Annotated in this window: 23 protein-coding genes; 10 read left to right on the plus strand and 13 right to left on the minus strand. The window is 65.9% G+C overall.

The genetic code is table 11. The annotated features are described in order from the left end of the window. Positions 1–62: 62 nt before the first annotated feature. The 5 genes from Sj15T_RS12685 to dapA all read right to left on the minus strand — a co-directional run bounded on the left by Sj15T_RS12685 (position 63) and on the right by dapA (position 5,087). On the minus strand, positions 63–422 hold the full coding sequence (locus Sj15T_RS12685; RefSeq protein ID WP_007683060.1) for a response regulator: 360 nt from the start codon (positions 420–422) through the stop codon (positions 63–65). A gap of 90 nt (positions 423–512) precedes the next feature. Further along, positions 513–2,939, minus strand: coding sequence for a response regulator (locus tag Sj15T_RS12690; RefSeq protein ID WP_020819872.1), 2,427 nt, complete (start codon positions 2,937–2,939; stop codon positions 513–515). 28 nt (positions 2,940–2,967) lie between these two features. Next, positions 2,968–3,561: a DUF2062 domain-containing protein gene (locus tag Sj15T_RS12695; protein ID WP_007683056.1), complete on the minus strand. Its 594-nt coding sequence runs from the start codon at positions 3,559–3,561 to the stop codon at positions 2,968–2,970. Continuing rightward, positions 3,561–4,043, minus strand: a complete 483-nt coding sequence (gene smpB / locus Sj15T_RS12700) for an SsrA-binding protein SmpB (RefSeq protein WP_007683053.1) — start codon at positions 4,041–4,043, stop codon at positions 3,561–3,563. The genes Sj15T_RS12695 and smpB overlap by 1 nt, the downstream gene beginning before the upstream one ends. Positions 4,044–4,208: 165 nt before the next feature. Further along, the gene (dapA, locus tag Sj15T_RS12705; RefSeq protein WP_007683047.1) at positions 4,209–5,087 is read right to left on the minus strand and encodes a 4-hydroxy-tetrahydrodipicolinate synthase; all 879 of its coding nucleotides are present in this window, start codon (positions 5,085–5,087) and stop codon (positions 4,209–4,211) included. A gap of 169 nt (positions 5,088–5,256) precedes the next feature. On the opposite strand from dapA, the gene Sj15T_RS12710 reads away from it, so the two are divergent. Further along, the gene (locus tag Sj15T_RS12710) at positions 5,257–7,293 is read left to right on the plus strand and encodes a lytic transglycosylase domain-containing protein (protein ID WP_013041365.1); all 2,037 of its coding nucleotides are present in this window, start codon (positions 5,257–5,259) and stop codon (positions 7,291–7,293) included. Between the two features lie 94 nt (positions 7,294–7,387). Then, complete coding sequence (greB, locus tag Sj15T_RS12715) at positions 7,388–7,873, plus strand: transcription elongation factor GreB (RefSeq protein WP_013041366.1); 486 nt, start codon at positions 7,388–7,390, stop codon at positions 7,871–7,873. Positions 7,874–8,021: 148 nt separating this feature from the next. Here greB and Sj15T_RS12720 read toward each other — a convergent pair whose 3' ends face one another. The 3 genes from Sj15T_RS12720 to aspS all read right to left on the minus strand — a co-directional run bounded on the left by Sj15T_RS12720 (position 8,022) and on the right by aspS (position 10,925). Next, positions 8,022–8,207, minus strand: coding sequence for a hypothetical protein (locus Sj15T_RS12720; protein ID WP_007683041.1), 186 nt, complete (start codon positions 8,205–8,207; stop codon positions 8,022–8,024). A gap of 67 nt (positions 8,208–8,274) precedes the next feature. Continuing rightward, positions 8,275–9,060 carry a hypothetical protein gene (locus Sj15T_RS12725; protein WP_013041367.1) on the minus strand — a complete coding sequence of 262 codons (786 nt, stop codon included), beginning with the start codon at positions 9,058–9,060 and terminating at the stop codon, positions 8,275–8,277. An 80-nt stretch (positions 9,061–9,140) separates the two neighbouring features. Further along, positions 9,141–10,925 carry an aspartate--tRNA ligase gene (aspS, locus tag Sj15T_RS12730; protein ID WP_013041368.1) on the minus strand — a complete coding sequence of 595 codons (1,785 nt, stop codon included), beginning with the start codon at positions 10,923–10,925 and terminating at the stop codon, positions 9,141–9,143. A gap of 128 nt (positions 10,926–11,053) precedes the next feature. Here aspS and rnd point away from each other — a divergent pair, with 128 nt between their 5' ends. Together rnd and Sj15T_RS12740 are read left to right on the plus strand one after the other, a co-directional pair. Further along, positions 11,054–12,220 carry a ribonuclease D gene (rnd, locus tag Sj15T_RS12735; RefSeq protein ID WP_041386633.1) on the plus strand — a complete coding sequence of 389 codons (1,167 nt, stop codon included), beginning with the start codon at positions 11,054–11,056 and terminating at the stop codon, positions 12,218–12,220. 12 nt (positions 12,221–12,232) lie between these two features. Next, entirely contained in the window at positions 12,233–12,529 is a 297-nt protein-coding gene (locus Sj15T_RS12740; RefSeq protein ID WP_013041370.1) for an I78 family peptidase inhibitor, read from the plus strand. A 102-nt stretch (positions 12,530–12,631) separates the two neighbouring features. Here the strand turns inward: Sj15T_RS12740 and Sj15T_RS12745 are convergent, their stop codons facing one another. Continuing rightward, positions 12,632–13,315 (minus strand): hypothetical protein, encoded by a 684-nt coding sequence (locus Sj15T_RS12745; protein ID WP_013041371.1) that lies wholly within the window; start codon positions 13,313–13,315, stop codon positions 12,632–12,634. A gap of 171 nt (positions 13,316–13,486) precedes the next feature. Further along, complete coding sequence (locus tag Sj15T_RS12750; protein WP_007683030.1) at positions 13,487–13,873, minus strand: PH domain-containing protein; 387 nt, start codon at positions 13,871–13,873, stop codon at positions 13,487–13,489. A 103-nt stretch (positions 13,874–13,976) separates the two neighbouring features. On the opposite strand from Sj15T_RS12750, the gene Sj15T_RS12755 reads away from it, so the two are divergent. Next, a complete protein-coding gene (locus Sj15T_RS12755; protein WP_013041372.1) occupies positions 13,977–14,204 on the plus strand; it encodes an AbrB/MazE/SpoVT family DNA-binding domain-containing protein in 228 nt (75 codons plus the stop codon). Positions 14,205–14,213: 9 nt separating this feature from the next. After that, positions 14,214–14,615, plus strand: coding sequence for a type II toxin-antitoxin system death-on-curing family toxin (locus tag Sj15T_RS12760; protein WP_013041373.1), 402 nt, complete (start codon positions 14,214–14,216; stop codon positions 14,613–14,615). A gap of 72 nt (positions 14,616–14,687) precedes the next feature. On the opposite strand, the gene lepA is transcribed toward Sj15T_RS12760, so the two are convergent. After that, positions 14,688–16,493, minus strand: coding sequence for a translation elongation factor 4 (gene lepA / locus Sj15T_RS12765; protein ID WP_041386634.1), 1,806 nt, complete (start codon positions 16,491–16,493; stop codon positions 14,688–14,690). A gap of 176 nt (positions 16,494–16,669) precedes the next feature. Between lepA and Sj15T_RS12770 the strand changes: the two genes are divergently transcribed. Then, a complete protein-coding gene (locus Sj15T_RS12770) occupies positions 16,670–17,440 on the plus strand; it encodes a CsgG/HfaB family protein (RefSeq protein WP_007683023.1) in 771 nt (256 codons plus the stop codon). Between the two features lie 163 nt (positions 17,441–17,603). Here the strand turns inward: Sj15T_RS12770 and Sj15T_RS12775 are convergent, their stop codons facing one another. Beyond that, entirely contained in the window at positions 17,604–18,059 is a 456-nt protein-coding gene (locus Sj15T_RS12775) for a DUF6456 domain-containing protein (RefSeq protein WP_013041376.1), read from the minus strand. Between the two features lie 97 nt (positions 18,060–18,156). On the opposite strand from Sj15T_RS12775, the gene Sj15T_RS12780 reads away from it, so the two are divergent. From Sj15T_RS12780 to Sj15T_RS12790, 3 genes are all read left to right on the plus strand, one after another. After that, entirely contained in the window at positions 18,157–18,720 is a 564-nt protein-coding gene (locus tag Sj15T_RS12780) for a helix-turn-helix transcriptional regulator (protein WP_007683019.1), read from the plus strand. Positions 18,721–18,790: 70 nt separating this feature from the next. Then, on the plus strand, positions 18,791–19,966 hold the full coding sequence (locus Sj15T_RS12785) for a glycosyltransferase (protein WP_013041377.1): 1,176 nt from the start codon (positions 18,791–18,793) through the stop codon (positions 19,964–19,966). Between the two features lie 422 nt (positions 19,967–20,388). After that, positions 20,389–21,146, plus strand: a protein-coding gene (locus Sj15T_RS12790) for an IS5 family transposase (protein WP_115288555.1) whose coding sequence is annotated in 2 segments (ribosomal slippage) — positions 20,389–20,725 and positions 20,725–21,146 — 759 coding nt in all. Because the reading frame shifts where the segments join, the coding sequence is not laid out codon by codon here. Between the two features lie 156 nt (positions 21,147–21,302). Here the strand turns inward: Sj15T_RS12790 and Sj15T_RS12795 are convergent. Further along, positions 21,303–22,955: a molybdopterin-dependent oxidoreductase gene (locus Sj15T_RS12795; RefSeq protein WP_013041378.1), complete on the minus strand. Its 1,653-nt coding sequence runs from the start codon at positions 22,953–22,955 to the stop codon at positions 21,303–21,305. Between the last annotated feature and the right edge of the window lie 83 nt (positions 22,956–23,038).

Here is a 23,038-nt window from a genome sequence, read left to right on the forward strand (position 1 = left end):
ATGGCGCGTGGCCACCATGTATCCTGTTTGTTCTAATGGAACAAGAGGGGAACGAAATTTTCTTATGCGGCGCCCAGCGCCTTGTTGAGAGCGCGTTCGACCGCGCCGATGGTGAAGGGCTTGGCCAGCGTCGGCCGGTCGGCATGGCCCGTCGGCAGATCGTCCGCCATGCCGCCCGTCGCAAAGACGAAGGGTATGCCGCTCTGCGCCAATATGTCCGCCACGGGCCAGCTTTTCTCGCCATGCAGATTGCAGTCGAGCAGCGCCGCGTCGAATCCGCCCTCCCGCGCCTTGGCGCAGGCTTCGTCCACCGATTCGGCAATGGCGTGCAGCCGGTATCCCAGCGTGTCGAGATAATCCTCCAGCATCATGCCGATCATTGCCTCATCCTCCACGACCAGGATGGTCTTGCCGTCAGACATGCTTGCGGTCCCCAATCTTACCCATCGCAACCCCAAAGGCGTTTTCCCACCGACATAATCGACAAACCGCGCGGAAGTTCATCATGCCGTTCATTCCGCCGGCCGCATCGCCAGCGCATCCCGCGCCGCTTCCGCCAACTGGCTGACGGAAAAGGGTTTTGGGAGGAAAGCCACATTGGCGATGTCGATCGATTTGCGCAACTGTTCCTCGGCATAGCCCGACATGAACAGCACCGGCAGGTCGGGATGTGTCGCCCGCGCCCGCGCCACCATCGACGGGCCGTCCATGTTGGGCATCACCACGTCGGAAATCAGCAGGTCGATCTTCTCGTCCCCGGCCAGCACCTCCAGCCCCTGTTCGCCGTCATTGGCGGTCAGCACCTTGTAGCCCTGACGCGACAATGCCCGTTCCGCGACGGCGCGCACCATATCCTCATCCTCCACCAGCAGCACGGTGCCGGTGCCCCAGGTTTCGCTGCGGCGGACCGGCGCCTTGGGCTGCGCGGCCTGATCGGCGTCGGCGCCCTGGTAGACCGGCAGGTAGATGACGAAGCTCGCCCCCCGCCCCAGTTCGGATTCCGCGAAGATGAACCCGCCCGACTGCTTGACGATGCCATAGACGGTGGAAAGGCCAAGGCCGGTGCCCTTGCCCAGTTCCTTGGTGGTGAAGAAGGGTTCGAAGATCTTGGACAATATGTCGGGCGGGATGCCCAGGCCCGTGTCCGACACCCGCACCGCCGTATAGTCGGCGGGCGGCAATATGTCCGACCGCATCTCCCGCACCTTGGCGGCGGGCACGGCATAGGTCTGGATGTTGAGCGTGCCGCCGTCCGGCATGGCATCGCGGGCATTGACGGCCAGGTTGACGATCACCTGCTCCAACTGGCCGGGGTCCGCCCGCACCGCGCCCAGATTGCGGCCATGGGTGACTTCCAATTTGACGCTCTCGCCCAGCAGGCGCTTCAGCAGGTTGGAAACGTCCGCGACGATGTCGGGCAACTGCAATATCTGCGGCCGCAGCGTCTGCTGGCGCGAGAAGGCCAGCAACTGCCGCGTCAGCCCCGCAGCGCGGTTGCTGTTCGACTTGATCTGCTGGATGTCGTCATAGTCGCTGTCGCCCGGCGTATGGCGCATCAGCATCAGGTCGCAATGGCCGATGATCGCGGTCAGGATATTGTTGAAGTCGTGCGCCACGCCCCCGGCAAGCTGGCCGATCGCCTGCATCTTGGTCGCCTGCGCCACCTGCCGCTTGAGCTTGCTCTCCTCGCTATTGTCCTTGAGCGAGAGCAGCACCGCCGCCTCGCCCAGCCCGCGCACGCCCGCCAGGCTGAGCGCGATCGGCTCGTCGGGCTGGTTGCGCATGCGCACGGCGACGTCGCCCGACATTTGCGGTCCGACCGCGAAGCGCCGCACCGCGTCGGCCACCGCCGCCTGATCTTCCCGCACCACCAGGTCGCCGGGATAGCTCGGCTTCTCCTCCGGCTTGACGCCCGCGGCCCGCGAAAAGGCCTTGTTCATGAACAGCACGCGCCCGTCGCGATCCGCCATGGCAAGGCCAAAGGGCAGCAGCGACAACAGCGTCTCGATATAGGAAAGCGCCGACGTCCCGCCCGCATTGCCCGCCGGCTCGTCGATCAGCAGCAGCAGCATCGGCCCGTCCTGCGCGCCCGATTGCGCCCCCGCCGGCTGGGCGGCGCGCTTCAACGGCACCTGCAACAGCCGCAGCGGAACGCCGCCCGATTCCTCCCGCGCCAGGAACAGCCGCCCCTTGTCGTCCACCCGCATGTGGGCGGCGAAGTCGCGCCCGGTGATATTGGCGTCGATCCGCCCGGCGGCGCGCAGCAGGAAGGCGCCGTTGGCCGCCCGGATGCGCCCTTCCCCGCCGATCATCACCGCCATGATGCCCGCTTCGCCCAACTGCCGCCCGGCCTCCCCGGTCAGCAGGCGATGCACATCGTCCAGCGCGCTGGGCTGGCGCACGGGGGAAAAGCGCCACAGCAGATAATCCTCCGAACGGCCGGTGCGGCACAGGAAGGCGTCCAGCCGCAGCGCGCCCTGCACGATCCCCTCCACCCGCGCCTCGCCGTCGCGCCAGGCGGCGCGGGCGGCGTGGCCCAGGCTGTCGGACAGGGGCGCATCGCCGGTGACATGCGGCGGCGTGGGAAAGCCGGGAAACCACTCCCCGAACAGGTCGCTGGCGCAGACCAGCCGCCCGGCCCGGTCGGTGACGGCGATCGCCATGTTGGATGCGTCCGCCGCCGCCCGCGCCACCGTCCAGTCGGGCACGGCCTCCCCCACCGCCACTTCCGGCGGATGGAGCCTGCGATACCAGCTCAGCAGCGCCGCCCCGGCCAGCACCGCCGCGCCGAAGCCCGCGCCCAGCGCCCAGTTCCCGGCGGCATAGATCACCAGCCCGGCGGAAATCAGCGCCAGCAGGACCAGCAGCGGCAGGGCAAGCGGCGATGGCCGGTCAGCCGCCCAAGCGTCTCCATCCCTGATCACACGCGCCCCCTGCATCCACAATGGACTTGCCGCCCCAACCCCCTCAGGCCGAAGCGATTTCCTCCAATGCGCCGCTTTCGCGCGCCTTGCCAATCCTCAATTTGCGCGCATGCCATTTCCGCCCCATGCGATGGCGCCAGATCCAGTCGGCCAGGAAATAGCCGACCACCGCGAAAGCCAGCGAAATCAGCGCCAGTCCCAGCAGCATGGCAGGCGCGGCCTCCGAAAAGAGCCAGGCGCACCATTCGCGGATCGAGGCGTGCCGGTCGATCAGCGCCATGAAGCCCGAAGCATCCGCCGTCCGCCCCAACATCCAGTTGCCCATCCACACCGAAGCCATCAGGAACAGCGGCGTGGTGGCGGGATTGGACAGGAACGTCATCGCCGCCGCCAGCGGAATATTCGCCCGGAACGGCAACGCCAGCAGCGCCGCGCCCGCAATCTGCACGCCGGGGATCAGCAGGAAGATGCCGACCAGCAGCCCCAGCGCCACGCCGCGCGGCACCGACCGCCGGGTGAAGCGCCACAGCGAGGGTTCCAGCACGCGATGCGCCACCGGGGCCAGAAAGCGGTTGTTTTCCAGCGACTCGCGGGTGGGCGCATTGGCGTGCCACCAGCGGGAAAGTCGATTGTCCATCAGCGATGCGCCTTCATGATGCGCTGCTGGTCGCGTTTCCAGTCGCGTTCCTTGATCGTGTCGCGCTTGTCATGGGTCTTCTTGCCCTTGGCCAGCGCCAGTTCGACCTTCGCCTTGCCCCGGCTGTTGAAATAGATGGACAGCGGCACCAGCGTCATGCCCTTGCGCTCGACGGCGCCGTGCATCCGGGCGATCTCCCGCTGGTGCAGCAACAGCTTGCGGGGGCGTTTCGGCTCATGGTTGAAGCGGTTGCCATGGCTGAATTCGGGGATGTTGCTGTTGACCAGCCACACCTGCTCGCCCTTCACCTCGGCATAGCTTTCCGCGATATTGCCCTCGCCGAAGCGCAGAGACTTGACCTCCGTGCCTTGCAGGGCGATGCCGGCCTCGAACACATCCTCCAGGAAATATTCGAAACGGGCGCGCCGGTTCTCGGCGACGATCTTCTTCTTGTCGAAGGCTTCGGGACGGGGACGGGCCATTATCGTTCAATCAGACTTCTCTAAACTATCCGTTCGCGCAGAGCAGGGGCTGGGCCTGTCGAAGCTCCGTATCGAAGCATTTGGCACATCCCCGTCCTTCGATACGGCCTTTCGACAAGCTCAAGGCCTGCTCTGCGCGAACGGAAGATGGGGATAATCCCCTTCTCAAACCAGTCCCGCGATCTCCAGCGCCCGGTCCACCGCGGCGCGGCTCGATTCCGACGGCCAGGTGATCGGCAGGCGGACGTCGCCGGGCATGTCGGGGCGGACCCGCGTGAGGGCATATTTGACCGGGCCGGGTGAAGCGTCGCTGAACAGGGCATCATGCAGGGGGTAGAGACGATCCTGGAGCGCCAGGGCACCATCCCAATCGCCGTTCTCCGTCGCCTGCTGGAATTCGGCGCACAGGCGCGGCGCGACATTGGCCGTGACCGAAATGCAGCCCTTCCCTCCCATCGCGTTGAATCCCAGCGCCGTTTCGTCATTGCCGGAAAGCTGGCAGAAATCGGCCCGGCAGGCGAGCCGCTGCGCGGCGACCCGCCCCAGATTCCCGGTGGCGTCCTTGATGCCGACAATGGTCTGGAACTCCTCCGACAGGCGGTGGATCACCGGGACGCCGATGTCGGTGATGGTGCGGCTGGGCACATTGTAGAGGATGATGGGCAGGGAACAGCGCTCCGCCAGATGCGCGAAATGCCGGTAGACCCCCTCCTGGTTGGGCTTGTTGTAATAGGGCGCGACGACCAGCGCCGCATCCGCCCCGGCCGCCTGCGCCGCGAACATATGCTCGAGCGCGATTCGCGTGTCGTTGGACCCGCAGCCCGCGATCACCGGCACCCGGCCCGCCGCCTGGTCGACGCAGATGGCGATGACGCGATTATGCTCCTCGACCGTCATGGTCGCGCTTTCGCCCGTCGTGCCGCAGGGAACGAGGGCGCTGCTGCCTTCCCCGATCTGCCAGTCGACGAAGGCGCGGAAAGCCGCCTCGTCCACCGCCCCGTCGCGGAAGGGCGTGATCAGCGCCGGAATCGACCCGGAAAACATGCAACAAACTCCTTCAACTCACCGGGATTCCGGGGCATGATAGCGTGAAACACGCGAACGGCGCGCTATAGCGCGTCATTCAGGGCCTGATAAGGATGCAATTGCGATAATGTCCAGTAGGGTATCGCTCTCCTGTCTCGAAACTGCCCCGGAAACCCTTACGGTTCGTATGCCTTTGATCGCCCTTCTGCTTTTCACGGCCGGCGCCAGCGCCCAGACCGAAATTGCCGTCCCCGCGCCCGCCTCGGCCTATCCGCCGGGCGCCGTGGTGCAGCCGATTCCCCGCTCCACGGAGCCCAGCCCCTGGCAGCAGGCGCAAAGCCGAATCGGCGTGGCGAGCGATCCTTCGATCTCCGGCACGATCAGCCAGTGGCGCGCGCTCCAGCAGAGCGATGGGCTGGGGTCTTCGACCTATATGAGCTTCATCATGGCCAATCCCGGCTGGCCGGGGGAAGACCGGATGCGGCGGCTGGCGGAAACCGGCATCAATCCCAACAGCTACGATCCGGGGCAGGTCGTCGCCTTCTTCGCCCGCTTCCCGCCGCGCACGGCGACCGGCAACGCCCGTTACGCGCTGGCGCTGATGCAGCAGGGCCGCATGGGCGAAGCGCGGATCGCGGCGCGCAACGCCTGGATCGGCGGCACCCTCTCCCCCGATGACGAGGCGCGATTGCTCTCGCTGTTCGGTTCCGGCTGGACATCGGCGGAGCATGACCTGCGCGCCGACGCGCTGCTGTGGAAGGGCGACATGTTCGGCGCGCAACGGATGCTGGCCTATGTCTCGCCCGCCCGCCGCCCCGTCTATGAGGCGCGCATCGCCTTCCGCCAGAAGGCGCCCGACGCCGCGATGAAGATGCAACTGGCCGAGGCCGTCGGCGCGACCGACGCGGGCTTCGTCGCGGACAAGGCGGCATGGCTGCTCAACACCGGCAACTGGATCGCCGGGCGTCAATATCTGGCCAACCGCTCGGCGCTGACCTTCCGCCCCAGCGACGCGGAAAAATGGTATGAGGTGCTGCTGACCCAGGCGCGCGCCGCCGCGAACGACAGCCAGTGGAGCTTCGCCTACGGCATCGCCAGCAAGCTGGACGACGCCTATCTGCCAGGCACCGACGTCAGCACCCGGCCCATCGGCGAGCGCGACGATTATACCAGCCTCGCCTGGCTGGCGGGGTCGACGGCCTTCTACAATCTCGGCAAGCCGCTGGACGCGATGGAGATGTTCCGCCGCTACGCCACCGCTGCCAAGTCGCCGCAGACCCAGTCCAAGGGCTTCTACTGGGCGGGCCGCGCCGCGCTCCAGGCCGGGGACGCCGCCAGCGCGAACAGCTATTTCACCCGTGCCGGGGCCTTTCCCGACCAGTTTTACGGCCAGCTCGCGCTCGAACGGCTGGGCCGTCCGATCCCCGCCCCCGCCGCCGTCGAGCGCCCGGTCGAGATCTCCGCCAGCGAACGCGCCGCCTTCGCCAACCGATCGGTCGTCCGGGCGGTGAAGGCGCTGGGCCAGATGGGCTATTGGGAGGATCAGAGCAAATTCGCCCGCGCCATCGCCAATAATGCCGACAGCGATGCCGACCATTATCTGGCGGTGGAACTGGCGCAGAGCATCGGCCGTCCCGACATGGGCGTGATGGTCGGCCGCCGCGCCGTGTCCAGCGGCCTCACCGGCTATGGGACAAGCGCCTTCCCCCGCGTGCCCGTGCCGTCCGAAGCGCAATATAACTGGACCATGGTCCACGCCATCGCCCGGCAGGAAAGCCAGTTCGACCGGCAGATCGTCAGCCACGCCGGGGCGCGGGGATTGATGCAGTTGATGCCCGGCACCGCCCGCGAACAGGCGGGCAAGCTGGGGATGAGCTACGACCCCAGTTCGCTCAACGACCCCAGCTACAACATCATGCTGGGTTCCTCCTATTTCCAGCGGATGCTGGACTATTATGGCGGCAGCTATCCGCTGGCGGTGGCGGCCTATAATGCCGGGCCGGGCAATGTGAACCGCTGGATCAGCGCCAATGGCGACCCCCGGCTGCCCGGCGCCGACATTCTGCGCTGGATCGAGCAGATCCCGCTGTTCGAAACGCGCAACTATGTCCAGCGCGTGCTGGAAAACGCCGTGGTGTACGAGGCGATGAACCCTGGGCGTGCGCGCTTCAGGGGCACGACGACGCCCTTGTCCAAATATCTCGGCAAACAGACGCCGGGTTGATCGGTCCCCTTCGTTCGTTTCGAGCGAAGTCGGGAAACGCCGGGCATGACGTGTCTCGACTTCGCTCGACGCGAACGGGTAGGGAGGGTTCATCATGAGCAACCCTCACCCCAATTACATCACTCCGGAAGGCTTCGCGAAGCTGCGCGCCGAATATGACCAGCTTCTCGGCGTCGAGCGCCCGAAGATCGTGGAAGTGGTAAGCTGGGCGGCGGGCAATGGCGACCGCTCCGAGAATGGCGACTATCTCTACGGCCGCAAGCGGATGCGCGAGATCGACGGGCAGTTGAAGCGCCTCTCCCGCAAGATGAAGGACGCGAAGGTCGTCGACCCGCGCCAGCAGCCCGACAAGAGCAAGGTCTATTTCGGCGCCACCGTCACCATCGCGGACGAGGACGACAAGCGCCGCACCGTCACCCTGGTCGGCAATGACGAGACGGAGGCGAGCGCCGGCCGCATCGGCTGGAGCACCCCGATAGCCCGCGCCCTGCGCGGCGCGGCGGTAGGCGACCTGCGCCGTGTGATGCTCCCGGCCGGGGAGAAGGAATATGAGGTGATGGAAATCCGCTACCCGGAGTGACTGCCCTCAATTCCTCCCTGCGCGAAGCGTGGTGGAGGGGGAATTCGGAGGTCGTGCCCCTTTCCCCTCCACCAGCCTTCGGCTGGTCCCCCTCCCCATCTATCGATGGGGAGGAATGGGATAGGTCCATCCTCCAACCGAAACCCCGCTAATCATCCCGCCGCAATATGACGTTGAGTCGCTCCATCACCTCGGCGATCGGCTCTATCACGGTGACGCTGCGCCCTTCGCCGAAGCGGATGCGGGTGCCGTCGGTCACGGAGGATATGAAGGTGACCTGCGCGGCATTGACGGCGGTTTCGGTCCGGTCGGCGCCCACGAACATGACGAGCATGCATCCTCTCCTTCTTTATGGAGGGAGAGCCTAACCCGAATTCCGCCCGAAGCCAGCCCTTTTCGGGCTACGGCATTTTCCTGTAGCCATATGCCTCAGCCGCCAGCTTCACCACCTCCGGATCGGCTTCCGGAAAATCCATCGGCACCAGCTTCTCCAGCCGCCTCGCCACATGCTCCAGCGCGGCGATCCGCCCGGCGCGGCGGTGATTATTGTCGATCGCCTGCCAGGGCGCCGCCTTCGTGTCGGTCTTGCGGAACATGTCGTGCATGGCGTCCAGATAATCCGCCCGCCTCGCCCGGTTTCGATAATCGTCCGCGCCGGTCTTCCACCGCTTCCAGGGGGTGTCCAGCCGCTCGGCAAGCTGCTCGTCCTGCACCTTCTGCGTGATGTGGACGAACAGCTTGACGATGTTGGTCCCCGCATCGACCTGCTGCTTTTCAAAGGCGTTGATCTCCTCATAGGCGCGCTTCCACTCGCCCCTGGAGCAGAAGCCCTCCACCCGCTCGACCAGCACCCGACCGTACCAGCTTCGGTCGAAGATCGCGATGTTGCGCCCGGCGGGCAGGCGCGTCCAGAAGCGCCAGAGGAAATGCCGGTCGCGCTCCTCCTCGGTCGGGGCGGAGATGGGATGGACCTTGTAATAGCGCGGATCCCACTGCGCGGTCATGCGCTTGATGATGCCGCCCTTGCCCGCTGCGTCCCATCCCTCCAGCAGGATGACGCTGCGCCGGTCGTGGATGATGTGCGCGACCTGTATCTTGGCGAGCCGCTCCTGCAATTCCGCGAGCCTGGCTTCATAGTCGCCCTTGAACTTCGCGCCCTTCTCATAGTCGGCGAGGTCGATGGTCATCCCTCAACTCCCGAACAGCAAGGCCCCGCTCCCTTAGAGAACAGGAGCGGGGCTTTGACAAGCACGGGACCGAAAGGATTTCAGGCCTTGGCCTGCGGCTCCACGACCCGGATATGCAGTTCGCGCAACTGCTTGAACTCCGCCGGGCTGGGCGCGCCCATCAGCAGGTCTTCGGCCCGCTGGTTCATCGGGAACAGCGTGATCTCGCGCAGATTCTGCGCCCCGCAGAGCAGCATCACGATGCGGTCCACGCCCGCCGCCATGCCGCCATGGGGCGGCGCGCCATATTGGAAGGCGCGGTAGAGGCCGCCGAAGCGCTCCTCCACGTCCGCCTGGCTGAGGCCCACCTTCTCGAACGCCTTGACCATCAGTTCCGGCGACTGGTTGCGGATCGAGCCCGAAGCGATCTCATAGCCGTTGCAGACCATGTCATACTGATAGGCCTTCAGGCTCAGCGGATCCTGATTCTCCAGCGCGTCCAGCCCCCCCTGCGGCATGGAGAAGGGGTTGTGCGCGAAGTCGATGGACTTGGTGTCCTCGTCATATTCGTAGAAGGGGAAGTCGACGATCCAGCACAGTTCGAAGCGATCCCTGTCGATCAGGTCGAGCTGCTCGCCCACGCGAATCCGCGCCAGGCCCGCCAGCTTCGCCGCCTGGCCTTCCTTGCCCGCCGCGAAGAACACGCCGTCGTTCGGCCCCAGGCCCAGCGCCTCGATCAGCTTGGCCGTCCGTTCCTCGCCATGATTTTTGGCGATGGGGCCGCCGGGCACGCCGTCCTTGATGTTGATATAGCCCAGGCCCGAATAGCCTTCGCTGCGCGCCCAATTGTTCATGTCGTCGAAGAATTTGCGGCTGCCCGCACCAGCGCCCGGCGCCGGGATGGCGCGGATCACGCTGCCGCTCTCCACCAGCGACGCGAAGATGCCGAAGCCGCTGCCATGGAAATGTTCGGTGACGTCGGTGATAAGGATCGGGTTGCGCAGGTCGGGCTTGTCCGACCCATATTTCAGCATCGCCTCGGCATGGGGGATGCGCGGGAAGCTGCCCGCCGGGGTCACGGGCTTGCCGTCGGCAAAGGCCTCGAACACCTCAGCGATCACCGGCTCCATCGTGTTCCAGACATCTTCCTGGCGCACGAAGCTCATTTCCAGGTCAAGCTGGTAGAATTCGCCCGGCAGCCGGTCGGCGCGGGGGTCTTCGTCGCGGAAGCAGGGCGCGATCTGGAAATAGCGGTCGAAGCCCGCGACCATCAGCAACTGCTTGTACTGCTGCGGCGCCTGCGGCAGGGCGTAGAATTTCCCCGGATGGATGCGGCTGGGCACCAGAAAGTCGCGCGCGCCTTCCGGGCTGCTGGCGGTCAGGATCGGCGTCGAATATTCGGTGAAGCCCGCCCCTTCCATGCGGCGGCGCATGTCGGAGATGATCTTGGTCCGCTTGACGATGTTCGCGTGCAACGTCTCGCGCCGCAGGTCGAGGAAGCGATAGCGCAGGCGGATGTCCTCCGGATATTCCTGCTCGCCCGCGACCGGCAGCGGCAGGTCGGCGGCGGCGGACAGCACCACCGCGTCCAGAGCGCGAATCTCGATCTCGCCGGTGGGCAGGTTCGGGTTCACCGCTTCCTTCGCCCGCGCGACGACCTTGCCCGTCACCGTCACGACGCTTTCCGCCCGCAGCGATTCGATCACCTGGAACACCGGCCCGTCGACTTCGGTGACGATCTGCACCATGCCATAATGATCGCGCAGGTCGATGAAGACCAGGTCGCCATGGTCCCGCTTGCGGTGCACCCAACCGGACACCCGCACCTCATTGCCGACCTCCGCCGTCGTAAGGGCGCCGCAGGTGTGGGTGCGATAGGCATGCATGGCGTTTTTGGTCTTTCAGCTTCGTTTTACGGAAATGACAAATTGTTGCAGCGCCGCTATGGGCAGTCCTGTCAAGCATTGACGAGCCCGTGCGCGACGGGCCAGCCCATAATAAGATCGAAGACCATATGCAAATCCATCCGCTGATTACCGACAGCAAGACTCTCGCCCAATTCTGCGCCCGGATCGCCAAGTCGCCCTATATCGCGGTCGATACCGAATTCATGCGCGAAAACAGCTATTGGCCCGACCTCTGCCTGGTGCAGGTCGCGGACGAGCATGAGGCGGCCGCCATCGATCCCAAGGCGCCCGGCCTCGACCTGTCGCCCCTGCTCGACCTGATGGTCGACAATGAGGACGTGCTGAAGGTCTTTCACGCGGGCGGGCAGGATCTGGAGATCATCTACAACCTCACCGGCAAGACGCCCCATCCGCTGTTCGACACGCAGATCGCGGCGATGGCGCTGGGACTGGGCGAGCAGATCGGCTACGGCAATCTGGTCGACGCCTGGCTGGGCGTGCAACTCGACAAGGGCGCGCGCTTCACCGACTGGGCGCGCCGGCCGCTCGACAAGCGGCAGATCGATTATGCGATCGGCGACGTCACCTACCTGATCCAGATATTCCCCAAGATGCTGGAGGAACTGCGCCGCACCGGCCGGGGCGACTGGCTGGATCAGGAGATGGAGCGGATCAGCGACCCGTCCAATTACGAGAACAAGCCGGAAGAGGCCTGGCAGCGCGTCCGCATCGCCAGCCGCAAGGCCGATGTGCTGGGCCGCCTGAAGGCGCTGGCGGCATGGCGCGAGATGGAGGCGCAGGACAAGAACCTGCCCCGCGGCCGCATCGTCAAGGACGAGACGCTGGCCGACATCGCCAGCCACCCGCCGCGCACGCAGGAAGACCTGGGCAAGGTGCGCGGCCTGTCCGCCACCTGGAAGACCAACGACATCGGCAACCGCCTGATGCTGGCGCTGGCAAGCCACGCGCCGCTCGCCAAGGAGGAAATGCCGGAGCGCGACCCCAAGCGGCCGGGCCTGGGCAAGGACGGCGCGCTGGTGGCGGACCTGTTGAAGCTGCTGCTGAAAATCCGTTCCCGCGACATCAACGTCGCCGCGCGCCTCATCGCCCGCAGCGACGACATCGACGCGCTGGCGGCCGGCGTGCGGGAAGACCTCGCCATCCTGGAAGGCTGGCGCTATGAACAGTTCGGCCGCGACGCGGTCGACCTGGTGGAGGGTCGCCTGGCCTTCGCTGTCAAGAACGGCCGCCTCAAGATGACCCGCACGCAATAGGAGTCAGGAACGATGCGGACGGCAGCGTTGATTTTCCTTCCCCTTCTGGCCGCCTGCGCGGGCGCGAACGGCAAAGGCCCCGCCGCGCAGCCGCCCGCCGCCGAGGGACCGTGCCGCGACGAGGGGCTGGACCGCTTCCTCGGCCAGACCGCCAGCGCGGCGACCGGAGCGGAATTGCTGAAGGCGTCGGGCGCGCGCACGCTGCGCTGGGGCGCGCCGGGCATGGCGATGACCATGGATTTCCGCGCCGACCGGCTGACCGTCAGCTATGACGGCAAGATGGCGATCACCTCCGCCCGCTGCGGCTAAGTCCGGGACGGAATAAACCACGTGCTCCTGCGAAGGCAGGACCAGATCAGGTGTTGGAACTGGGCTCCTGCCTTCGCAGGAACACGCTGTTTTCCACGGCAATCAACATTCCAGCCCGATCAACGTCCCGCTGCCGATCCGCCCGACATAGCGCTTGCCGTCGATCTCCAGCCAGTCGGGCGTCACTTCCAGCCGGCGCCCCCTGATCGTCGTGCGCAGATGCTCCACCGCGATCCGGTTGCGCGCCACGATGCGCAGCACCGCCAGCCCCTCGCCCCGCGCCGCCATCATGCTGTAGCGGTCGCCGCGCAGCAGGAAATGCCAGCTACCGTCCGTCGGCATCCATTCATTGCCGTTCACCACCTGCACCGGCTCGCCATCGGGGCCGCCCATGCGCACGCTGATCCGCGTCGCCCCATTGCTGCGGCGCGGCGGGGCGAAGATCAGGATCGGCTCGCCCTCCAGCGTCAGCGGGATCGGCGTGTCCCTCAGCAATTGGGAGCCGCCCATGATCAGCGTCGGCAGTTCCGGCGAAAAGGGCAGGCGGTCGCGCGCGAAATGGCGCTGCCGCACGACCGGATTGGCATGGAATCCCTGCACCTGCATCGGCGTCAGCCGCCCTTCCTCGACCAGCCCATGACAGGTCGGGCAGAGCAGCGTCACCCCATGACTCTCCGGCAGCCGCAGATAACGATAGATGGTCACGCCACATCGAACGCAGGCGAAACCGCAAGCCTGGCGGACATCGTCCTGCTGCTGCGCGGTCAGTTCCGGCAACGACGGCATCACACGCAAGCCCATGCACGACGACCCCTTGCAATCACCCGCCCGCGCCACTGCGGACCGGCGTTCCTCCGGCGTCCTTCCTGCTGGCCGTGGGCGCTCCAACGCGCCCCTTCTCGCTATTGCACTATCGTTGAAATAAATGCGGTCAAGTCAAGAGGCTGTTGGCTATTCCTACCGCTGGGGCAGCAGGTCGAGATTGCGGGAAGCCGCGATCGCCCGGATGCGGTCGGGCCGCGGCATGGATTTGATCGCGATTTCCGCCATGTCGCCCGCGCTGAACAGCTCCACATTGCCGACGTTGAAGATGCGCTGGCCCAGCGTCTGGGTGATGCGCACGCTGCGAATGCTGGAAAGCGCGATCTCCGTCCGCTGCTTGGCGAGCAGGCCGCGCTCCAGCAGCACTTCCCGGTCGGAAAGCGCCAGCCGCTCGCCCTTGCGCAACACCCACCACACGCCGATGGCCAGAATGCCGACCACGGAAATCAGCAGCAGCAGGAACAGGAAGGGATGGGCGCGGAACATCGCGGGATGCTCATCATACAGCCATGTCTCGCTCATGCCGGTCCCCTGACGCTGATACCCCTGCATTGACCATGGACGCCCCGCCGCCGTCAAGGCCGCCGGGCTTGCGCCGCGACCGGATCATGGTTATAACATCTGTATGAACGCACCGCTCAAGATCACGAAGATCGGCAATTCCGCCGGAGTCATCCTGCCCAAGGAGGTGCTGGCGCGGCTACGCGTCGGCCTGGGCGACAGTCTTTATGTCAGCGAAGCGCCCGACGGTATCCGGCTGACCGCGAATAATCCCGACTTCGAGGCGAAGATGGCTCTTGCCGAACAGATCATGCGCGAGGATCGCGATATTCTGCGCGTGCTGGCGCAGTAAGCCTGCTTCATGGCCGCCGACGACAGGGTAGAGCCGGTCTGGCTCGACACCGACATAGCCAATGCCGTTCATGACCGCCAGCTCGCCGAGCATGGCGGCGGCATGGGCGTGCGCGATGCCGGAATGCTCGACTCCGCCCTTGCAAGGCCAATCAACCGTTGGACCTATGGCGAGGATGATCCTAGCGCCTTGGCGGCGGCATACGCCTTCGGGATTGCGCGCAATCATCCTTTCGTCGACGGCAACAAGCGCACCGCCTGGGTGCTTGCGCGTCTGTTCCTGGCTCTGAACGGCGTCGCTCTGCGTTTCGCGCCGGAAGACGCCATAGGCATGATGCTCGCTCTCGCCGCCGGAGAACTGAGCGAGGAGGAAACCGCCGCCTGGTTCCGGCACCATCTGACGGCGGAATGATCCGACATCCGAGCGCTGCGAACTGCCCCATCAAACCCGTCATGGGGAAGGCCGACCCTATTCCGGTCTGCCTCAGCCCTCATCCCCCATGCGCAGCGCCGCGATGAAGGCTTCCTGCGGGATCTGGACGGACCCATATTCGCGCATCCGCTTCTTGCCCTCTTTCTGCTTCTCCAGCAGCTTCTTCTTGCGGGTGATGTCGCCGCCATAGCATTTCGCGGTCACATCCTTGCGCATCGCGGCGATCGTTTCGCGGGCGATCACCTTGCCGCCGATCGCCGCCTGGATCGGAATCTTGAACAGGTGGCGGGGGATCAGGTCCTTCAGCCGCTCGCACATGCCGCGCCCGCGCGATTCGGCGCTGCCCCGGTGGACGATCATGCTGAGCGCATCGACCGGCTCGTTGTTGACGAGGATGCTCATCTTGACGAGGTCGCCTTCCCGCGCCCCGATCTGATGATAGTCGAAACTGGCATAGCCCCGCGAAATCGACTTCAGCCGGTCGTAGAAATCGAACACCACCTCGTTGAGCGGCAGTTCATAGGTCACCTGCGCGCGCCCGCCGACATAGGTCAGGTTCTTCTGGATGCCCCGCCGGTCCTGGCAGAGCTTCAGGATCGAACCCAGATATTCGTCGGGGCAATAGATCACCGCCTCGATCCACGGCTCCTCGATATAGTCGATATGGTTGGCGTCGGGCATGTCCGCCGGATTGTGCAGATGCCGCACCGTCCCGTCATTCATGTGAATCTCGTACACCACCGACGGCGCCGTGGTGATGAGGTCGAGGTCATATTCCCGGCTCAGCCGCTCCTGGATGATCTCCAGATGCAGCAGCCCCAGGAAGCCGCAGCGGAAGCCGAAGCCCAAAGCCGCCGACGTCTCCATCTCGAAGGAGAAGCTGGCGTCGTTCAGCCGCAGCTTGGAGATCGATTCGCGCAGCTTCTCGAAATCATTGGCGTCGACCGGGAACAGGCCGCAGAACACCACCGGCTGCACTTCCTTGAAGCCGGGCAGCGGCGCCTTCGCCGGATTCTTGACCGTGGTGATGGTGTCGCCGACGCGGGTCTGGCTGATGTCCTTGATCTGCGCGGTGATGAAGCCGATCTCGCCCGGCCCCAGTTCGCCCAGTTGCTCGATCTTGGGCCGGAAACAGCCGACGCGGTCGATCAGATGCTCGGTGCCGCCGATCATGAACTTGATGCTCTGGCCCTTCTTGATGACGCCGTTGACGACGCGCACCAGGATGACGACGCCCAGATAAGGGTCGTACCAGCTATCGACCAGCATCGCCTCCAGCGGCGCGTCCCGGTCGCCCGTGGGCGCGGGGATCTTGGCGACCACCGCCTCCAATATGTCGTCGATGCCGATCCCGGCCTTGGCGCTCGCCAGCACGGCTTCCGACGCGTCGAGGCCGATCACCTCCTCGATCTCCGCCTTCACCTTCTCCGGCTCGGCGGCGGGCAGGTCGATCTTGTTGATGACGGGCACGATCTCATGGTCATGCTCGATCGACTGGTAGACGTTGGCCAGCGTCTGCGCTTCCACGCCCTGCGCCGCGTCCACCACCAGCAGCGCGCCCTCGCACGCCGCCAGCGACCGGCTCACCTCATAGGCGAAGTCGACATGGCCCGGCGTGTCCATCAGGTTCAGCTCATAGGTCTCGCCATTCTTCGCGACATAGTCCAGGCGCACGGTCTGCGCCTTGATGGTGATGCCGCGCTCCTTCTCGATATCCATATTGTCGAGCACCTGGGCCGACATCTCCCGGTCGGTCAGGCCCCCGGTGCGCTGGATCAGGCGGTCGGCCAGGGTCGACTTGCCATGGTCGATATGGGCGATGATCGAGAAATTGCGGATGTGCGAGAGATCGGTCATGGCCGCGCCGATAGCAGCCATTTGCGGGCCTGTCAGCAGGATCGCGCATGGAGGGCAATAGCGGCGATACCCATTCGCATTGCTTGCGCGGCGACACGGTTGTGCTAGAGCTTGGATCGAATATCGGGGCGCCACAAAATCAAAACGACTTCAGCAACTTTCAGGGGTGCATGACAATGCGTGTGTTCGCGAAGTTCGTCGCTGCCGCAGCCGGCCTGGCTGTCGCGGCTTCTCCGGCGATGGCCGCCGACAAGGGCTCGTCCGCCCGGCAGCAGCAGGCCAAGAAAACCGCCGAAATTCCTCATTGCACCCGGCGCCTCGGCACGGTTGCCATCGTCGACCCGGACAACCAGTGGTGGCGGGAATTGAACCTGGGCAGCCCGGAGGCGATCCTCAAGGTGTTCATCCAGCAGTCGGGCTGCTTCGGCATCGTCAATCGCGGCCGCGCCATGGCCAGCCGCAATATGGAGCGCGCCATGGCCGACTCCGGCGAACTCCAGGCCGGGTCGAACCTGGGCAAGGGCCAGGTGAAGGCGGCTGACTATTATCTTCAGCCCGACATCGTCTCCTCCAACAAGAATTCGGGCGGCAACGCGTTGGGCGGCATGCTCGGCGGCTTCCTGGGCGGCCGCACGATCGGCGCGCTGGCCGGCGGCATCTCGATCAAGAAAAGCGAGGCCAATGTGACGCTCTCCATCGTCAACGCCCGCACGACCGAGGAAGAGGCGCTGACGGAAGGCTATGCCCGCAAGTCGGACCTCAGCTTCGGCGCGGGCGGCGGCGCGGGCTGGATGGGCGGCCTGGCCGCGGCCGGCGGCGGCGGCTACCAGAATACGGAGATCGGCCAGGTGATCGTGCTCGCCTATCTCGACGCCTATACCAAGCTGGTGACGCAACTCGGCGGCCTGCCCGCCAATGCGGCGGCGGCGGCGCCCCGCGCCCAGTAAGCCGGCGCGCCACGGACAACGACCATTGCGAAGAGGGCGCTGCCGGAGATTCAGCAGCGCCCTCTTCCGACTGGGCCGCGTGCAATAGCTCGGAACCGTTCGTGCTGAGCCCTTCGACAAGCCCTCGGCACGAACGCGGCGGATCGATTCAACGCAGCGTGCTTCAGCTCAGCCGATACCAGGCCGCCACCCGATCCAGCGCCAGCGTCAGCACCAGCTTGCCCGCGCGCGTCGGCCATCCCAGCGCCCTTTCCGCCGCACTCAATCCCTCGCCCGCGCAGACGACCCGCCACAGCACATCGGCGAGGCCCGGCCCCGCCGATCGGATCGCGCCGTCGAACCGCTCCCGCGCGGACAGTTGCGCCAGGCCCGGTTCGGGCGCCGCCGCGCCTCCGCCGCGCTGCCGCCCCGGCGCGGCGTCCCAGCGCATCGTGACCCGCGGACCCAGCCCCGCCTTCTCCCAATCGGCGCGCAGCCTGTCGCCGGCCAGATAATGCCGCTCGCTCAAATGCCCCCGCGCATGCAGCCAGGCGAGGGGCGATTCGTGCAGGTTGACCGCCACCTTCTGCGCCCGTCCAAAGGGATCCTCCATGATCCGTTCGACATATTGCGTGGCCATGGCGCTTCTCCTTGCAGGAATCGGATGCGAGGGGACTTGCCATGGCGGCTCGTTTGTAGGAAAGAACTAAAACCAAATAGGTAAAACAGGATATGGCATGATCACCCGCATCCGGGAGGTACGCAAGGCCAAGGGGCTGACGCTGGAACAGGTCGGCGCCCTGTGCGTCCCGCCCACCACGGCCCAGACCATCGGTCGACTGGAAACCGGCACCCGAACCGTATCGGTCAACTGGCTGAACCGCATCGCCCGCGCGTTGGGCGTCGCCTCCTCCGAACTGGTCGCGCTGCCGGGCCAGAATGTGGTGCCCGTGGCCGCGCTGCTGGGGCCGGAGGGCGCAAGGGCGCCCACCCGTCCCCTTTCGCTCGCCCCCCCGGCCCCCGCCGACGCGATGGTGGGCGTGCAGGTGTCGGGCAGCATCGGGGATTACCGCAGCGGTGACGAAATCTGGTGCCGCCGCATCATGCCGGACGAATTTTCCAGCGTGCTGAACCGCGACCTGCTGTTGCCGCGCCACGCCGGGCGCTTCCTGTTCGGGCGGCTGATCGGGCGGGAGGACGACCGGCTGCACGTCCTTCCCCTGGGCAGCGGCACCCGCCAGCAGGTGATCAGTGACCCACCTTGGGGCGCCGTGGCGGTCCAATTGGTCAGACGGCTGTAGACAAAGGCGGTTTCATCCTTAACGCTGCGTCGACCAGGGCCGCCTGATGAGCGCCCGCTAGGAAGATGCGATGACGCTGAACGTCCTAATGCTGTCCACCCTGTTCCCGGACATGAGCCGTCCCAATTTCGGCGTCTTCGTGGAACGGCAGGCCCGCGAACTGGCCAGCCGGGACGGCGTCAGGGTCACGGTGGTCGCGCCGCTGGGCATTCCGCCCTGGCCGCTGTCGAAGGCGAAGCGCTATGCCGCCCTGCGCGCCCTGCCCGCCAAGGAACGGTGGAAGGATCTGACCGTCCACCGCCCGGTCTTTCCGATCATCCCCAAATTCGGCGGCCGCTTCAACGTCCACGGCATGACCCGCGCCATCCTGCCGCTGGTCCGGCGCCTCCATGCGCAGCAGCCCTTCGACGTCATCGACGCCAGCTTCTTCTTCCCCGACGGCCCGGTGGCGCAGCGCCTGTCCCGCGCCCTCGGCATTCCCTATTCGGTGAAGGCGCGCGGCGCGGACATCCATTATTGGGGCACGCGCCGGGGCACGCGCAAGATGGTGAAGCGCGCCGCCGACGATGCCGCCGGGCTGCTCGCGGTGTCGAACGCGATGCGCCGGTCGATGGCGCGCATGGGCATCGATGCGGAGAAGATCCGGGTGCACTATACCGGGGTCGACCTCGACCGATTCGAGATAAGCGACCGCGCCGCCGCGAAGGAAAGCCTGGGCTTCGAAGGGCCGGTGGTGCTGTGCGTCGGCGCGCTCATTCCGCGCAAGGGGCAGGAATTGCTGGTCCGGGCGCTGCCGCACCTGCCGGGCGTCACGCTGCTGTTCGCCGGCCAGGGGCAATATCGCCGGGCGCTGGAAAGGCAGGCGGAGGAACTGGGCGTCGACCGGCGAATCGGCTTTCTGGGGTCGGTGCCGCACGACCGCCTGCCGCGCATCTACGCCGCCGCCGACGTCATGGCGCTCCCCTCCTCGTCCGAGGGGCTGGCCAATGCCTGGGTGGAGGCGCTGGCCTGCGGCACCCCCGTCGTGATCAGCGATGTCGGCGGCGCCCGCGAACTGCTCGACCGGCCGGAGGCGGGACTGATCGTCGCCCGCGAACCCGAAGCGCTCGCCGACGCCATCAGCGCCATATTGACCAACCCGCCCGACCGGGAAGCGGTGCGCGAAGCGGCCCTGCGCTTCACCTGGACCGCCAATGGCGACGCGCTGCTGGAGCATCTCCGCGCAATCGCGGCTCAGCGGTCCTAGGCAGCGCGGACAAATTCAAGACTCGCCGGACTGAGTGATTTGAGTGGGAAGCCGTCATTCCCCTATTCGTCACCGCTCCCCCTATTCGTCACCCCGGACTTGATCCGGGGTCCCGCTGCCTTGGGCTGGGCGCGGACTCAGAAAGAAAGCGGGACCCCGGGTCAAGCCCGGGGTGACGGGAAACTAATGACCGCAACTGGCCATTTCCCGACATTCCGAATTTGTCCACACACCCTGGGTTGGGGACTCCTGGAGCGCGTTTCGATCTGATTGAATCAGATCGCCACTCTGGTTTCTTTGTTTCCCCCGATTTCTTAACCGGCGATCGGTTCCGATCACTTGGAAATCGCTCTAAGGCTTGTTGAGATTCAGGATTCCCCTTTAGGCTTTGATCTGATTCAAGCTCCTTGAAGGAGTTTGTGATGGAAGCTGAACGACTTGTCCTTCGGGACGATCAGTGGGCAAAGATGGCGCCATATTGTCTTGGCAAGGCAAGCGATCCGGGTCGGAGCGGCCACGACAATCGGCTATTTCTGGAGGCGGTGTTGTGGATTGCGCGCACGGGCAGTCCATGGCGTGATCTTCCGGCTGCATTCGGGAAGTGGAACACGATCTTCAAGCGCTATCGGGATTGGGTGAAAGCCGATGTTTTCCAACGGCTTTTCGACGCCGCGTCGGATGATCCAGACATGGAGTTTGCAATGGTCGATGGCACGATCGTCAAGGTCCACCGCCACGGCCAGGGCGCAAAAGGGGGACTCAAAGCCAGGCCATAGGGCGGTCGAAGGGCGGCATGACCACCAAGATCGTCGCACTCACGGATGCCTTGGGCAATCTCGTTCGCTTCGTGCTGCTACCGGGTCAGCGCTGCGACATCATAGGTGTCCCGCCCCTCATCGAGAACCTCGCCTTCGCTGGCTTCATGGCCGACAAGGCGTTCGACACCAACGCCATCATTGCTGAACTCGACGCGCGGGGCGCAAGGGTCGTGATCTCACAGCATCCCGGACGGGCCAGCAAGCGCCGGATCGACGCAGAACTCTACAAATGGCGTCACCTCATCGAGAACTTCTTCTGCAAACTCAAGGAGTTCAAACGAATCGCCATGCGTTCCGACAAGACCGATCAGAGCTTCTCAGCCATGATCTATCTCGCCAGTGCCGTCATCAACTCTCGATGAATCTCAACAAGCCTTAGGGTGTGTGGGGATTCAGTTCAGGGCGCGGCGAAAATAGTGGAATTCGAGAACCGGCGCGCAGCGTACTTAAGTACGTGAGCACCGGAAGCGCAGAAAGCCGCTATTTGCAGCCCGCCATGGGCTGAATCCCCACACACCTTAAAGGGCGATCAGCCGCGCCTTCCCGTCCGGCGTCGGGAAACGCCCTTCGTCGAACGGCACCTCCCCCCAGCGCCACGGCGTCAGCTCGTCATAGGCCGGGTTGGAAATCGGCGCATGCCGCTTGAGGTTCAGCAGCCGCCCCCCCTCATTGCGATAGGCGGTCAGCCGCACATGCTCGCGATAGATTTCCGCGGGGCGCTCATAATGGAAGGCCTCGCGCCAGCCCATGGCCTGCGCGATCCGGGTGAATATCCACCAGTCGGGCTTCGCCTCTCCGGGCAGGGGAAACAGCCGGCGCTGTCGGCTGATCAGCCGGTCGGCGCCGGTCAGCGTCCCGTCCTTCTCGACCCACAGCGGCGACGGCAGCGCGACCATGCGCAGCGACTCGATTTCCGGCTCGCTCCATGGCGTCGTCGCTATGACCAGCGGCACCTGCCCCATCAGGCCGCGGATCGGATGGGACGCCGAAGGCAGGCCGCCCATCATCAGCAGCGCCTTGACATGCCCCGCCTCCACCGCCCGCGCCAGCGCCGCGCCGGACATCCCCGGCCGGTCCGCCAGCCGCGCCGCGCCCCAGAAGCGGCCGACCTCCGCCAGGGCCTGGGCCGAAAAATCCCGGTGCGCGGCCAGTTCTCCGGCGCGGCATCCGACTTCCCGCGCGCCCATGCCGTTGCCCGCGTCCGTCACGGCGAAGGGCGCCGCGCCCGCCTTGCCGATCCGCCCGGTCGCCAGATGGAAATTGAGGATGGCGGCCGACAGGCGACGCGCCTCCTCACCCTGTCCCTGCGGGCTGAACAGCGTCACCAGCCGGGGCGCCGCCGCGACCTGATCGTAAAAGGCGCGCACCTCGCCCGGCGCCAGTCCGCAGGCGCGGGCCACCGACCAGAGGTCATGTCCCCGGCGCAGCCCCGCCCAGAAATCCGCCGGCACGGACAGGCTGCGTTCCATGAATTTCCGGTCCAGCGCACCATGGTCATGGCAATGCAGCAGCAGCCCGTTCAACAGCATCGCTTCGCTGCCCGGCGCGACGTTCAACCGCTCATCGGCCTCGACCTCCTGCCCGTCGTCCGCATGCGCGACCAGGATCAGGCGCGCGCCCTGCTCCGCCCGCGCCTCGGCCATCCTTTCGTGCAGCACCGGATGGCGGCGGGCGGTCGGCACGCCCAGCAGCAACAGCATGTCCGCCTGCGCCAGATCCTCATAGGCGGCGGGCGTCACATCCTCGCCGAAGGCGGCGCGCTGCGCCGCCGCCATGCCGCCCGCATCGCTGCACGGCGCTTCGACATGCGCGGAACCGACGAAGCCCTTGATCAGCTTGTTGGCGACATAATAGTCTTCGGTCAGCAGGCCGCCCGGCACGTGCATCGCCACGCTGCCCGGACCGTGGCGGGCGATGACGGCGGACAGGCGGCGCGCCGCCTGGTCGATGGCCCGGTCCCAACCGGCGACGCGGCCGTCCACCATCGGCCGCAACAGCCGCCCGTCCAGCGGGAACATGTCCTTCAACGCTTCGCTGCGGGTGCAGAGCAGGCCGCCATTGGCAGGATGCACGGGATCGCCCTCTATCAGCGCCTCGCGCCCCTCGCCGGTCACGGCGCGGATGCCGCAGCCCACGCCGCATTGGCCGCAAAGCGAGCGAATGACCGCCACGGCGCGATCAGGCCGGAACCGGCGGGGTCGGAAACATCGTCATGCGCTCCGGCTTAACCGATGGCGGGGCAAGACAAAAGGGC

It is taken from the genome of Sphingobium sp. TA15 (assembly GCF_037101235.1).
Classification (GTDB): Bacteria; Pseudomonadota; Alphaproteobacteria; order Sphingomonadales; family Sphingomonadaceae; genus Sphingobium; species Sphingobium indicum.

Coding starts and splice junctions, on each gene's coding strand:
- Sj15T_RS12685 (WP_007683060.1), bottom strand. CDS start 422: ATGTCTGACGGCAAGACCATCCTGGTCGTGGAGGATGAGGCAATGATC.
- Sj15T_RS12690 (WP_020819872.1), bottom strand. CDS start 2,939: ATGCAGGGGGCGCGTGTGATCAGGGATGGAGACGCTTGGGCGGCTGAC.
- Sj15T_RS12695 (WP_007683056.1), bottom strand. CDS start 3,561: ATGGACAATCGACTTTCCCGCTGGTGGCACGCCAATGCGCCCACCCGC.
- smpB (WP_007683053.1), bottom strand. CDS start 4,043: ATGGCCCGTCCCCGTCCCGAAGCCTTCGACAAGAAGAAGATCGTCGCC.
- dapA (WP_007683047.1), bottom strand. CDS start 5,087: ATGTTTTCCGGGTCGATTCCGGCGCTGATCACGCCCTTCCGCGACGGG.
- Sj15T_RS12710 (WP_013041365.1), top strand. CDS start 5,257: ATGCCTTTGATCGCCCTTCTGCTTTTCACGGCCGGCGCCAGCGCCCAG.
- greB (WP_013041366.1), top strand. CDS start 7,388: ATGAGCAACCCTCACCCCAATTACATCACTCCGGAAGGCTTCGCGAAG.
- Sj15T_RS12720 (WP_007683041.1), bottom strand. CDS start 8,207: ATGCTCGTCATGTTCGTGGGCGCCGACCGGACCGAAACCGCCGTCAAT.
- Sj15T_RS12725 (WP_013041367.1), bottom strand. CDS start 9,060: ATGACCATCGACCTCGCCGACTATGAGAAGGGCGCGAAGTTCAAGGGC.
- aspS (WP_013041368.1), bottom strand. CDS start 10,925: ATGCATGCCTATCGCACCCACACCTGCGGCGCCCTTACGACGGCGGAG.
- rnd (WP_041386633.1), top strand. CDS start 11,054: ATGCAAATCCATCCGCTGATTACCGACAGCAAGACTCTCGCCCAATTC.
- Sj15T_RS12740 (WP_013041370.1), top strand. CDS start 12,233: ATGCGGACGGCAGCGTTGATTTTCCTTCCCCTTCTGGCCGCCTGCGCG.
- Sj15T_RS12745 (WP_013041371.1), bottom strand. CDS start 13,315: ATGCCGTCGTTGCCGGAACTGACCGCGCAGCAGCAGGACGATGTCCGC.
- Sj15T_RS12750 (WP_007683030.1), bottom strand. CDS start 13,873: ATGAGCGAGACATGGCTGTATGATGAGCATCCCGCGATGTTCCGCGCC.
- Sj15T_RS12755 (WP_013041372.1), top strand. CDS start 13,977: ATGAACGCACCGCTCAAGATCACGAAGATCGGCAATTCCGCCGGAGTC.
- Sj15T_RS12760 (WP_013041373.1), top strand. CDS start 14,214: ATGGCCGCCGACGACAGGGTAGAGCCGGTCTGGCTCGACACCGACATA.
- lepA (WP_041386634.1), bottom strand. CDS start 16,493: ATGACCGATCTCTCGCACATCCGCAATTTCTCGATCATCGCCCATATC.
- Sj15T_RS12770 (WP_007683023.1), top strand. CDS start 16,670: ATGCGTGTGTTCGCGAAGTTCGTCGCTGCCGCAGCCGGCCTGGCTGTC.
- Sj15T_RS12775 (WP_013041376.1), bottom strand. CDS start 18,059: ATGGCCACGCAATATGTCGAACGGATCATGGAGGATCCCTTTGGACGG.
- Sj15T_RS12780 (WP_007683019.1), top strand. CDS start 18,157: ATGATCACCCGCATCCGGGAGGTACGCAAGGCCAAGGGGCTGACGCTG.
- Sj15T_RS12785 (WP_013041377.1), top strand. CDS start 18,791: ATGACGCTGAACGTCCTAATGCTGTCCACCCTGTTCCCGGACATGAGC.